The 13,175-nt window shown below is 42.4% G+C and carries 11 protein-coding genes; 1 reads left to right on the top strand and 10 read right to left on the bottom strand.

Going from position 1 to position 13,175, the window contains the following annotated elements; genetic code table 11:
* Nucleotides 1-10: 10 nt before the first annotated feature.
* From glpX to H9631_RS05050, 5 genes are all read right to left on the bottom strand, one after another.
* A complete protein-coding gene (glpX, locus tag H9631_RS05070) occupies nucleotides 11-976 on the bottom strand; it encodes a class II fructose-bisphosphatase (RefSeq protein ID WP_191810554.1) in 966 nt (321 codons plus the stop codon).
* A gap of 129 nt (nucleotides 977-1,105) precedes the next feature.
* Entirely contained in the window at nucleotides 1,106-2,392 is a 1,287-nt protein-coding gene (locus H9631_RS05065; protein WP_191810552.1) for a UDP-N-acetylglucosamine 1-carboxyvinyltransferase, read from the bottom strand.
* Between the two features lie 119 nt (nucleotides 2,393-2,511).
* Nucleotides 2,512-3,159, bottom strand: a complete 648-nt coding sequence (fsa, locus tag H9631_RS05060) for a fructose-6-phosphate aldolase (RefSeq protein WP_191810550.1) — start codon at nucleotides 3,157-3,159, stop codon at nucleotides 2,512-2,514.
* Nucleotides 3,160-3,293: 134 nt separating this feature from the next.
* Entirely contained in the window at nucleotides 3,294-4,157 is an 864-nt protein-coding gene (fba, locus tag H9631_RS05055; RefSeq protein ID WP_191810548.1) for a class II fructose-1,6-bisphosphate aldolase, read from the bottom strand.
* A gap of 122 nt (nucleotides 4,158-4,279) precedes the next feature.
* Nucleotides 4,280-4,663, bottom strand: a complete 384-nt coding sequence (locus tag H9631_RS05050) for a response regulator (protein WP_191810546.1) — start codon at nucleotides 4,661-4,663, stop codon at nucleotides 4,280-4,282.
* Nucleotides 4,664-4,885: 222 nt separating this feature from the next.
* Between H9631_RS05050 and H9631_RS05045 the strand changes: the two genes are divergently transcribed.
* Nucleotides 4,886-5,407: a DUF2529 domain-containing protein gene (locus H9631_RS05045; protein WP_191810544.1), complete on the top strand. Its 522-nt coding sequence runs from the start codon at nucleotides 4,886-4,888 to the stop codon at nucleotides 5,405-5,407.
* Nucleotides 5,408-5,474: 67 nt separating this feature from the next.
* Here H9631_RS05045 and H9631_RS05040 read toward each other — a convergent pair whose 3' ends face one another.
* From H9631_RS05040 to H9631_RS05020, 5 genes are all read right to left on the bottom strand, one after another.
* Nucleotides 5,475-7,076 carry a CTP synthase gene (locus H9631_RS05040; protein WP_191810542.1) on the bottom strand — a complete coding sequence of 534 codons (1,602 nt, stop codon included), beginning with the start codon at nucleotides 7,074-7,076 and terminating at the stop codon, nucleotides 5,475-5,477.
* A gap of 268 nt (nucleotides 7,077-7,344) precedes the next feature.
* Nucleotides 7,345-7,896, bottom strand: coding sequence for a DNA-directed RNA polymerase subunit delta (gene rpoE / locus H9631_RS05035; RefSeq protein ID WP_318246773.1), 552 nt, complete (start codon nucleotides 7,894-7,896; stop codon nucleotides 7,345-7,347).
* Between the two features lie 622 nt (nucleotides 7,897-8,518).
* The gene (locus H9631_RS05030) at nucleotides 8,519-8,698 is read right to left on the bottom strand and encodes a hypothetical protein (protein WP_160707025.1); all 180 of its coding nucleotides are present in this window, start codon (nucleotides 8,696-8,698) and stop codon (nucleotides 8,519-8,521) included.
* 72 nt (nucleotides 8,699-8,770) lie between these two features.
* Entirely contained in the window at nucleotides 8,771-12,034 is a 3,264-nt protein-coding gene (gene icmF, locus H9631_RS05025) for a fused isobutyryl-CoA mutase/GTPase IcmF (protein ID WP_225220871.1), read from the bottom strand.
* Nucleotides 12,031-12,678: a TetR/AcrR family transcriptional regulator gene (locus H9631_RS05020; RefSeq protein ID WP_191810538.1), complete on the bottom strand. Its 648-nt coding sequence runs from the start codon at nucleotides 12,676-12,678 to the stop codon at nucleotides 12,031-12,033. The genes icmF and H9631_RS05020 overlap by 4 nt, the downstream gene beginning before the upstream one ends.
* Nucleotides 12,679-13,175: the final 497 nt, after the last annotated feature.

Genomic DNA, 13,175 nt, shown 5'->3' with positions numbered 1-13,175 from the left:
CCTCCTAAAATTAAGATTCCACGACCATATTAGGTTTTTTACTTAGACTGTGTCGACCTTCAATAAAACGAATTGTACCCGATTTAGCACGCAAAACAATTGAATGAGTAGACCCGAAAGAGCCTTTAAATTGAACACCTTTTAGCAATTCGCCGTCTGTTACCCCAGTAGCAGCAAATATGGCGTCATCACCCTTCACCAGATCTTCCATTCGGAATACTTGATTGACATCAATATTCATTTTCTTGCATCGTTCCAATTCAGCATCATTGGAAGGTACAAGCCTGCCTTGCAGTTCTCCACCAAGACATTTGAGCGCCGCTGCGGCAATAACACCTTCAGGAGCTCCTCCTGTACCAAACAAAATATCAACACCTGTTTGGTCAAAGGCTGTATTGATTGCACCAGCTACGTCGCCATTATCAATCAATTTGATTCGGGCGCCGGCCTCCCGCAATTCAGCAATGATTTTTTCATGACGCGGGCGGTTCAATACAGTTGCCACGACATCTTCGATATTTTTATTTTTTGCCTTCGCCACTGCTTTCAAATTATCTGTAACTGAGGCATTTAAGTCGATTTTCCCTACTGCTTCTGGACCAACAGCAATCTTTTCCATATACATATCCGGAGCATGAAGAAGATTTCCTGCATCAGCAATAGCAATAACGGACAGAGCATTCCATCCCCCGGAAGCCACTATCGTTGTGCCTTCTAGTGGGTCAACGGCTACGTCGACTTTTGGTCCTTGCCCAGTTCCAAGCTTTTCACCGATATAAAGCATTGGAGCCTCGTCCATTTCTCCTTCGCCAATTACCACTGTCCCTTGCATTGGGATCGTATCAAAAACATTGCGCATTGCAGTGGTAGCAGCATCATCTGCTTCATTTTTCATGCCGCGTCCCATCCATCTTGCAGATTTGAGCGCAGCTGCTTCTGTCACCCTTACGAGCTCCATAGTTAAACTTCTTTCCATTGACTTTCCTCCCGTCATTGGCAGCAATCTTACTAGATTGCCCTGAAGTAAAAGTATATCATATTTCTGCCATTTTCTGTATTGCATATAACTGCCAATTAAGAAAAGTATAAGGCTCTACATTGGGGTTTAAGAGCTTTTTAGCTGTTCAATCTCTTTATCCGTCATTTTTTCACGCCAAATAGTAGCGCCGAGACCATTTAATTTATCCACTAATCCGCTGTAGCCTCTGTCAATGTGTTCAAGGCCGGTCACTTCTGTAATTCCTTCGGCCATTAATCCAGCAATAACGAGCGCAGCTCCTGCTCTAAGGTCGGATGCTTTGACTCTCGCTCCTTGAAGGACAGATGGACCATTCACAATTGCAGAGCTTCCCTCTACCTTAATATTGGCATTCATTCTCCGCAATTCATCAATATGTTTAAAACGAGCGGAATAGATAGTATCAGTGACGATAGAAGATCCTTCTGCCCTTGTCAGCAAAGAAGTAAAAGGCTGTTGCAGGTCCGTTGGAAATCCTGGATATACAAGCGTTTTGACATCCACCGGCTTCAATTTGTCACTTTTTCCGATAAAAACCTGTTCATCACTTGCTTCGACTGGGATCCCCATCTCTCTTAATTTCGCTGTAAGAGATTCCAAATGATGTGGAATGACATTATCGATCAATACACCTTCTCCGATGGCCGATCCTAAAATCATAAACGTTCCTGCTTCAATCCTGTCGGGAATAATAGTGTGCTGACATCCGTGCAACCGTTCTACCCCATCTATTCGGATCACATCAGTGCCTGCCCCTTTAATTTTCGCTCCCATGTTTGTCAGTAAGGTCGCTACATCAATGATTTCCGGCTCCTTGGCAGCATTCTCAATGACTGTTCGCCCTTCTGCCATTACAGCCGCCAACATGATATTGATTGTAGCGCCGACACTAACAACATCCAGGTAGATTCTAGCGCCTTTCAATTCATCTGCCCTTAGGTATAAAGCTCCCTGTTCGTTAGTCACCTTTGCACCAAGAGCTTCAAACCCTTTAATGTGCTGGTCAATTGGGCGCGGCCCCAAGTGACAGCCCCCAGGCAATCCGATCACAGCCTTTTTAAAGCGCCCCAGCATAGCGCCCATCAAATAATAGGATGCTCTCAGTTTCTTCACTTTTCCGTTCGGCAAAGGCATAGAAATCATTTCTGTAGGGTCTACATGCATAACATCATTATCCAGTGTGACCTTTCCTCCGATTTCCTCCAATAAGCCGCTCAACGTATCAACATCTGAAATATCAGGTAGACCCTCAATCTTTACAGGGGAATCTGCCAGAATGGTAGCCGGTATGAGGGCGACAGCACTATTCTTTGCACCGCTCACTTTTATTGTTCCTTTTAACGGATAACCGCCAGCAATCTTTAGCTTCTCCATTTTTGACTTCCTTTCAGGCCTGTTAAGGTATCATTTTTTCAAAAAAGGCATTATACCCCCTATTATAAACAAATATTGGCGAAACATGTAGACTTCGAGATCTTAAATCACAAAAATTGTTACTTATTTTTTCTCGCTTCCCAATCATTTATAAAAGATTCTATCCCCCGGTCCGTCAATGGATGTTTAAATAGCTGGACGAGTACTTTATATGGCAATGTTGCGATGTGGGCACCATTTAAAGCAGCTTCTGTCACATGCTGTGGATGACGGATGGAAGCGGCAATGATTTGTGTATTAAGCTGATGGATAGAGAAAATATCGGCGATCTCTGATATAATCTCCGCTCCGCTATGTCCAATATCATCAAGGCGGCCAATAAATGGAGAAACATATGTAGCCCCAGCTCTTGCTGCAACGAGAGCCTGATTGGAATTGAAAATAAGCGTAACATTTGTTTTAATATTTTCTTTGGACAGTATGCTGACTGCTTTCATTCCGTCAGGAGTCATAGGTATTTTCACCGTGATATTTGGGGCGATAGCAGCTAGTTCCCTGCCTTCGTTAATCATTCCTTCCGCATCAAGCGCTATGACCTCAGCACTGACAGAACCGGGAATGATGCTAGTGATATCTCTCAGCCGAGCATGAAAAGAAACATCCTCCTTAGCAACCAACGAAGGATTTGTTGTAACTCCGTCTATAATCCCAAACTCATTTGCCTTTTCTATTTCATCAATATTTGCAGTATCTAGAAAAAACTTCAATGGGTACAACTCCTTTTTTAGTATTGTCTAGCTCCAGGCGCCTCCCGTTTTCCTGTATATAACATGGAAACCGCCAAGTAAGCCAGGCGGTTTCATTGTTCTCTGTATCTATATTTTTCATAAAAAAATATTTATTATGCTTTTCCTGATGAACCAAAATCACGCATTTTACCCATAACAGTTTCTTTAATCGCTTCACGTGCAGGTCCCAGGTATTTACGTGGATCGTACATTTCAGGATTTTCAGCCAACACTTCCCGCACACGCTTTGAAGAAGAAATCTGGTTTTCAGTATTCACGTTGATTTTTGCTGTACCTAAGGAAATAGCCCTTTGGATATCCTTAAGCGGAATACCTGTCCCGCCATGAAGTACAAGAGGAACACCTGTTAATTTCATAACCTCTTCCATACGGTCAAAGCCTAGTTTAGGTTCTCCTTTGTAAGGACCATGCACTGAACCCAGAGCAGGAGCAAAGCAGTCAACATTCGTTTCTCTTACGAGGCGGTCACATTCCTCGGGGATTGCATAGGAAGCTTCAGCATCATCAACTGTCAGGTCATCTTCCTGGCCACCGATTCTTCCCAGTTCTGCTTCTACTGAAACGCCAAACATATGAGCAAGTTCGACCACTTTCTTTGTCAATTCGATGTTTTCCTCAAGCGGGAAATGGGAACCATCAATCATGACAGAAGTAAAGCCTGCATGTATCGCCTTCGCGCACATTTCGAAGCTGGATCCATGATCAAGGTGGATCGCTACTGGGACTGTTACCCCGTATTCTTCCATAAGTGCTTCAACCATTCGCACTGTGAACTTGAAACCGCCCATATAACGTGCCGCACCTTCCGAAACTCCCAAAATAACAGGTGAGTTCTCTTCCTGTGCCGCCTGTAAAATGGCCTGTGTAAATTCCAGATTGTTCAAATTAAATTGTCCAACCGCATATTTTCCTTCATTTGCTTTATGTAACATCTCTCTCATTGATACTAAAGGCACAATCTTTTCCTCCTTTAAAATTGGGCTGCCCCAATAAGAAACCTCAGTCGTTTTTTTGCAGTATCATCATATCAAATTATTTACTACAATACCAACGATGGAGTATTTTTGAAGTTCATCTTTTATGTAGTCGCCTGATCTGAATTAACCATTAAATAATTCTTTACAGCTGAACGAATCTCTTCAATATCAAACGGCTTTGAAAAATGCGCGAGCGCTCCCAATTTTTTCGTTTGTTCAATGAGATCCAGTTCGCCGTATGCTGTCATGATAATGACTTTGATATCAGAATTGATCTCTTTCATTCTTTTCAATATTTCAAGGCCATCCATTCCCGGAATCTTCATATCCAATAAAACGAGATCAGGAGCGTACTGCTCTGTCACACTCAGCGCCTGCAACCCATTTGCAGCTTGAAAAATTTCATAGCCCTCTTTTTGTAAAACCTCATTTAATAAAGTCCGGATCCCAAATTGGTCATCGACTATTAACACTTTTTCTCTCATTGCTACCCCCCCTTTATTAAATCGCTATTTTAATAACCACTTCAAAAATTCTCAGTTTTAATTTTTCAATTTTGTTTGTCGTTATATCCTTTCGCTGTCCAATGCCTTATTTCCTTCTAAAGATATATATCATTTCCACCTTCTCCCACGTCTCTTTCTTTTTTTCCCAAGTCCAGACCTCTATAATATAGTTATAGACGCTTAATGAAAGGGAGTTATTCCATGTTAAAAATGTTATCAACCCAACTGACCGGGCTGTTTTTGAAACTAAAAGAAAAAGAAGAATTAGCCTTGGAAGATGGGGCAAGACTATTAGCCCAAGCCACTGCGGGTGAGGGTAAAATATATTTCAAAGGTTTCAACGAAATGGAAGGAATTATTCATGAGGCCATAGAAGGGGCCGAACCTATGGCACATGCGGAAGTACTGGAACAAACGAATATGTTGACTCATACAGACCGAGTCATTGTCTTTTCCCGTTTTTCTGATACTCCGGAAGCAGTCTCTCTCGGGCAAGACCTCATGGAAAAAGGCATTCCGTTTGTTTCCATCTCGGCAGCAAAAAATGAGGATAAAGAGGATTTGACTGATTTAGCCGATATCCATATTGATACACATGTGATCAGACCCATCCTTCCAGCTGACGATGGAAAAAGAGTGGTTTTCCCATCCTTAATCGCCGGCCTCTATATTTATCACGCATTGAAATTAACTATAGATGAAATTCTTTTGGAAAATGAATAAAACTGCCCAGTCCTTTGGGCAGTTTTATTCTAAATGATTCGAATATCTTTTTGGTTATGAAAAGGTATTAGTCCAATTTTCCCAAGGCAGCTCCGATGAACCCTTTAAAAAGCGGCTGCGGTTTTGTTGGGCGGGATGTAAATTCAGGATGGAACTGGCTTCCGATAAACCATGGATGATCCATTATTTCTACAATCTCGACCAGTTCTCCATCAGGGCTTGTCCCAGAGAATACGAATCCAGCCTCTTCCATCTGCTGGCGGTATTCATTATTGAACTCATAGCGATGACGATGACGCTCGTTTACTAAATCCTCCTGATACATTTCATGCGCTTTTGTTCCCGGCTTAAGCTTGCAAGGATAAAGACCCAAACGCAGTGTTCCTCCCAAATCCATCAGCTGTTCCTGTTCCGGAAGAAGATCAATAATAGGATGATCAGTGGCAGGATTGATTTCGGATGAATGGGCTGTTTCAATTCCAAGTACATTTCGAGCATACTCGATGGAAGCCAATTGCATTCCTAGGCAGATTCCCAAAAATGGAACTTTGTTTTCTCTAGCATATTTGATTGCGGAGAGCTTACCGTCAATGCCCCGGTCTCCAAATCCGCCTGGTACAAGGATTCCATCGCAGTCAGACAACAATTCTGCCGCATTTTCTGATGTCACAAGTTCCGCGTTCAGCCATTTGACTTCAACATCTGAATCAAAAGCATAACCTGCGTGTTTCAACGCCTCCACCACTGAGATATAGGCATCTGGTAGTTCCACATACTTTCCAACCAAGGCAATTTTGGTAGTTTTAGACAAGTTTTGGACTTTATCTACCAATCCTCTCCAATCAGCCATATCGGCTTCATAACAAACAAGCTTCAAATGATCACAGACGATTTGATCCAAATGCTGCTCTTGAAGAGATAGTGGAACAGAGTACAATGTACTTGCATCCAAGCATTCAATAACTGCATTTTTTTCGATATCACAAAATAAGGCAATTTTGTCTTTCATATCTTGGGAAATCGGCATTTCTGTACGAACGACGATAACATTTGGTTGGATTCCCAGGCTTCTAAGCTCTTTTACACTATGCTGTGTCGGCTTTGTTTTCATTTCACCAGCAGCTTTAATATATGGTACAAGAGTGCAGTGGATATACATGACATTGTCACGGCCAACATCATTTTTCATCTGTCTGATAGCTTCAAGAAAAGGAAGTGACTCTATATCACCAACAGTACCACCAATTTCTGTAATGACGACATCAGCATCCGTTTTTTCTGCTGCACGATAAATGCGATCCTTGATTTGATTTGTAATATGAGGAATAACCTGGACAGTGCCTCCATTATAATCGCCTCGGCGTTCTTTCCTGATTACTTCTGAATATATCTTTCCTGTGGTAATATTGCTGAACTTATTAAGATTGATGTCGATGAAACGTTCGTAGTGGCCAAGATCCAAATCGGTTTCAGCACCATCCTCCGTTACAAACACTTCACCATGCTGATACGGGCTCATTGTTCCTGGATCCACATTAAGATAGGGATCGAACTTTTGAATAGTTACATTCAAGCCACGGTTTTTAAGTAATCGTCCAAGTGATGCAGCAGTTATACCCTTCCCAAGTGAGGAAACTACACCACCGGTTACAAAAATATATTTTGACACAATTTTTCCTCCTTCATCCTGTCCCTATATTTCCACATCTTTGAACCGGATAACCAAAAAAAAGCAAAAATGCAAGCGCCCGTTCAGCCTGAAGAAGCTAGATAGCCTCAGCCACGGTACGCCCGCTTATTATTCCTGGTATCCATCATGTCAAAAACATAAAAAAACGCCCCGCTACAAAAGTAAGGGAGCGTTGAGTATTGTGAGTCAGTCCTTTTTCAAGGAGCCCAAGTAAAATTCTACATATTGAGAGATAAGAAGTCAAGAACTATTCTTCCTCTTCTTCCTCTTCTTCCAGATCTAGTTCATCATCATCATCTTCCAATTCATAATCGTCGTCGTCAAGTAATTCCTCATCTTCATCGTCAAATTCAGCTTCTTCTTCACGAAGGGCTTCAAGGCTCTCATCTTCTTCGAGGTCATCATCTAAATCATCGTCAAAATCTACCTCGTCATCCTCGACTTCAAGCAGCAGGTCTTCTTCCTCCACTGCAGCTTTCGACTTTTTCTTTTTCTTCTTCGTCGGTATTGGAGCAATAACTTCTTCATCCACTTGGTCAAATGGATACCATTCGCGCAGCCCCCACTGGTTTTCTCCCAATGCTAGGAAACTGCCATCAACATTCAAGTCAGTGTAAAATTGAAGCATTCTTGAACGCAGCTCTTCTTCAGGCAATTCCAAAAAATTTCCAATTTCTGCAGTAAGCTCCTGAAATTGCATTCCCTGCTTTCTTTCTTCCAATATGCTTTGCGCAATTTCAATAAAAGACATCTCTTTACGTTCATCCATAGTTAATTGCTCAAGTTTCAATCCCTGCACAACCTTTCCGCCTATTGATAAAAGGCCCGCCCGTTGCCTTTAATGCTAAAATATAGATACTCAACATTATAAACAAATATCTTTCCAATATGCTACCTTTTTATTCATTAATTTTTCATTTGAATGCCCCGGGGTAGGAGAATAAAAGCACCAGCACCTATTCATCAACGTTCAATCAAAGGTGAAATGCAAAAAAGACGCTTTGATGAACCTCGATAAGACCCATAAAGACAGGCGAGCGAGGCTGTCGAAAAAATCAGCGGAAAACGATTTTCTCGATAGCTATCGAAGAAACTGTCATGTCAATTTAAGGTGAAAGAATACGGGGCAAAGTTTCATCTTTGAAGTTAACGCGCTATTATTGACCATTTTTTTCGAAACTCTTATACTTGGCACCTAACATTACTGGTTAGTAATTTTTTTACTAAAAGCAGTAAAGAACGGGCACTAAGCCCGTCCTATCATCCGCTTACCCTCAATCAAATTCATAAATAGACTGTCTGACAGCCCCTGACTTCGAACCGGATGACTTAAAGTGTGACATCCTGTCGCTGCGCCTGCACTATATTTCCAGTATATCAGCTGGCTCTGAGCGATTGTGGGATACTATGATCATCCATTTCTATTTAGGCGGCCGCCCCTCCGGCCGATTATTATCAGATCCGAGAGTAAGACGATAACCAAAGTAAAATAATACGACTGAGGTAACTAGAAACGGAATTGCTCCAAGACCGCTTTGATACAGAAAATAGCCGATTGCCGCAGCAAGAAAAAAGCCTATGATCTTGAGCCCGAATTTCATGTACCCACATCCAGTCATATAGAAGTTATTACTTATTTTAACCAGATAGATAGTAAAAATCCAAGATAGCAGTCACATATTGCGTCTATATTGCCCCCCTACCTCATATAAGGCATGGGTAATCTGTCCGAGACTTGCTGTTTTGGTTGTCTCCATCAACTCTGCAAAGATATTGCCTCCACTGATGGCAATTTTTTTCAATCGCTTTAATGCTTCTTCGGCTTCATTTGAATGTTTTGCTTGGAAACCTTGAAGGTTTCGGATTTGCGTTTCTTTTTCCTCTGTTGTTGCTCGCGCCAATTCAATATTATCCAATTCTTCTTCGGAAGGTGGATCCGGATTCAGATACGTATTCACCCCGATAATTGGCAATTTCCCGGAATGCTTAAGTGTTTCATAATACATAGACTCTTCTTGTATTTTCCCACGCTGATACTGCGTCTCCATGGAGCCGAGCACTCCCCCGCGATCATTCAGTCTTTCAAACTCATTGAGTACGGATTCTTCAACGAGGTCTGTGAGCTCTTCTACGATAAATGAACCTTGCAGAGGATTTTCATTTTTTGAAAGACCGTGTTCTTTTGTAATAATCATCTGAATAGCCATTGCCCTTCTGACCGATTCTTCCGTTGGAGTCGTGATAGCTTCATCATACGCATTCGTATGAAGTGAATTGCAATTATCCTGTAAGGCCATCAACGCTTGGAGTGTTGTCCGGATATCATTGAAATCAATTTCTTGTGCGTGAAGAGATCTGCCTGACGTTTGAATATGATATTTCAACTTTTGGCTGCGTTCATTAGCGCCGTATTTCTCCCGCATGACAATTGCCCAAATCCTTCTGGCCACCCGGCCAATAACTGTATACTCTGGATCAAGTCCATTTGAAAAAAAGAACGACAGATTCGGAGCGAAATCGTCAATATTCATTCCTCGGCTTAAATAGTATTCAACATACGTAAATCCATTAGCCAAGGTAAAGGCCAGTTGTGAAATCGGGTTGGCTCCTGCTTCCGCAATATGGTAGCCAGAAATCGAAACAGAGTAATAGTTTCTAATCTGATGGTCAATGAAATACTGCTGAATGTCACCCATCATCCTTAAGGCAAACTCTGTTGAAAATATGCATGTATTCTGGCCTTGATCTTCTTTTAAAATATCAGCTTGAACTGTCCCCCTAACTGTTTTCAATGTATGCCTCTTCACTTCTTCATATTCAGTTTCAGTCAATTCGCGTCCTAGCTCCGCCCTTTTTTTCTGCATTTGCTGATCAATAGCCGTATTCATATACATTGCGAGAATGATTGGAGCGGGACCATTAATTGTCATCGAAACAGAGGTTGACGGTGCGCAGAGGTCAAAACCATCATACAGTTTGTTCATATCATCAAGTGTACAGATACTAACGCCGCTTTCCCCCACTTTACCATATATATCAGGACGGTAATCAGGGTCCTCACCATACAATGTAACTGAGTCAAATGCGGTACTTAACCGTTTAGCCTCATCATCTTTCGATAAATAATGGAATCGGCGATTCGTTCTTTCAGGCGTCCCCTCTCCAGCAAACTGACGTTTCGGATCCTCACCCTGTCGTTTAAAAGGAAATACGCCTGCTGTATAAGGGTAGGAACCCGGAACGTTCTCCTTATATATCCAATTTAAAACTTCTCCATAATCTTTATATGATGGAAGAGACACTTTCGGGATGGCAAGGCCTGATAAGCTTTTTGTCTTTAGTTCTGTTACAATTTCTTTTCCTCTTATTCTTGTAACAAACCGGTCCTCTGCGTAAGACTTTTTCGTTTCCTCCCAATCCGCCAATACTTTCTTCGAATAGGGAGTGAGCTTTTCTTCTGTTTCTTTTTTCAATTCTTCGAGGGTCGTCAATATATGATCGTGTTCCCCTCTATTTTTCACCACTTTGATTGTCCCTTCAATTTGAAAGAGCTGCCTTGCGACGTAAACCTGTTCCTCTGCCTGCTTATGGTACCTTTTGACAGTATCGGCAATTTCACGCAAATAATGCTGACGCGAAGCCGGTATAATCACACTCTGCTTTCCTTCTCCTATATCCTTAGAAAAAGAAACACTCCAGTCTGTACCGCATTTTTCATCCAATAGATCAATTAGGGACGCAAATAAGGTATTCGTTCCAGGATCGTTGAACTGGCTGGCAATCGTTCCGTACACCGGCATTTTTTCCAAATCCTTATCAAAGAGCACATGGCTTCTTTGGTATTGCTTCCTGACCTGGTCCCTTGCATCCTCAGATCCTTTTTTCTCAAACTTGTTGATAGCGATAATATCAGCAAAATCGATCATATCGATTTTTTCCAATTGAGTAGGAGCGCCGAATTCACTTGTCATCACATACATAGAAACATCGCTTACTTCCCTTATTTCAGCATCGCCCTGGCCGATTCCACTTGTTTCAACAATCACTAGGTCAACACCCATTGCTTTGACAATTTGGATAGCATCATGAATAGCTTCGGAAAGCTCGTTTCTGGATCCTCTGGTTGCCAAGCTTCTCATATACACACGCGGTGAAAAAATGGCATTCATCCGGATCCTGTCTCCCAATAACGCTCCACCAGTCTTTTGCTTAGTCGGATCCACTGACAATATGGCCACTTTCTTTTCCGGGATCTCATGGATAAAACGGCGGATCAGTTCATCAGTTAACGAACTTTTACCCGCTCCACCTGTTCCAGTGATTCCCAAAACCGGTACCTTTTTGTTTATTTCCTGAATTTCAGCGAAAACCTTCGAATATTGATTATTGTCCCTTTCCCCTGCTCTGTTTTCAGCTAAAGAGATCAATTTAGCGGCGGCTGAAAAATTGCCTTCTTTTAATCTCTCGACTTCTTCGTTGATAGAATGACCAACAGTTGAAAAATCACATTCCTCTAGCATCAGGTTGATCATGCCTTGCAGCCCGAGCGTTCGGCCATCCTCAGGAGAAAAAATGCGAGCAATCCCATATTGATGGAGTTCCTTGATTTCACGGGGGATAATTACCCCTCCGCCTCCCCCATAAAGACGTATATTTGCCGCTCCCTTCTCCTTCAACAAGTCATGCATGTATTTAAAATATTCTACATGTCCGCCTTGATAAGAGGAGATGGCAATTCCCTGCACATCCTCCTGAATTGCCGCATTGACCACTTCCTCCACCGATCGGTTATGTCCAAGATGAATCACTTCTGCACCACTGGCTTGCAATATTCTTCGCATAATATTGATAGAAGCATCATGCCCGTCAAACAGACTGGAGGCCGTTATAAAGCGGACATGGTGTTTAGGCATGTAGATTTCATTCACCTTTTTCATCCTCCTACTTCCATTTGTTTCTTAAAACCTTGGATTCCTGAAAAAAGCAAATCCGTCTGGAGGCAGATATAATCATCAATAGAGCATGTCTTTTGCAGAGCCCATCTCCGGAAACCCCACATTTGTCCCTGTACAAAAATATTATGCGCTAATAACTGCTGGTGCTCGTTGCTGATATCAAGCTCGCCATTTTCCACACAGCGCCGGATTAGCTTTTCAAACATGCCGACCATTTCCAATTCTTTTTTTAACACATAAGGTAAAGCTTCATTAGATAAAACCTTCGCTTCCTGATACATTACAAGCACTTCATCCTGCATCTCATCAATAATCCTAAAATAATGATCGATTCCAAGCCTCAAGCTTTCCAACGTTCCTCTTTCAAGGTCCATACTGCTGAGCCTGTTCCTGACCTGCTCATAAATGCTATCGCATACGAGGAAAAGCACATCCTCTTTCGTCCTAATATATTCATATAAAGTACCAATGCTAAAACCAGCAGCTCGCGCAATTTCCCTTGTAGTCGTCCGATGGAAACCTTTCTCTTTAAAAAGGGACACCGCTCCGCGGATCATTTGATTCCTGCGTTTTTCTACAAGTTGTTCGTCTTTGACTGATGCCTGAATCTCCCTTTTAATGGTCAATATGACTCACCTTCTTTCATTTATCCAGTTACTAATTCCAGGGCAATGTCACCCTTCATTTTCTATTGTTCAGACGCTCCAAGTCTGTACGTCGCGTCCTGAGCCTGCTTCGTCGCCGTGTTTCCTTTATCTCATCGAAGACGCTCTTGTCTAGTTGCAGACGGCAGGGGCTCGAGGTCGCTTCGGTCAATCCTATGAAGTCAAAGAACGACTTCACTGGATTGCCCTCCAGCGCTTGTCGCCCCTAAACAGCCGTCTTCCACATTTCAGCTCAGTTTGTACGTCGCTAAACGTCGCCCTTCGCTTTTCTATTGTCCAGCTACGGGCTCCAGCGACTAGCAGACTTCCCGCCTCCTCCTACGATAAGTCAACATCGGCTTCTGCGTCGCCGTATTTCCTTTATCTCGTCGAAGACGCTCCTGTCTAGTTGCAGACGGCAGGGGCTCGAGGTCGCTTCGGTCAATCCTATGAAGTCAAAGAACGACTTCACTGGATTG

It is taken from the genome of Bacillus norwichensis (assembly GCF_014836955.1).
Lineage (GTDB): Bacteria > Bacillota > Bacilli > Bacillales > Bacillaceae_C > Siminovitchia > Siminovitchia norwichensis.
This window is presented reverse-complemented; position numbering and strand designations above follow the sequence as displayed.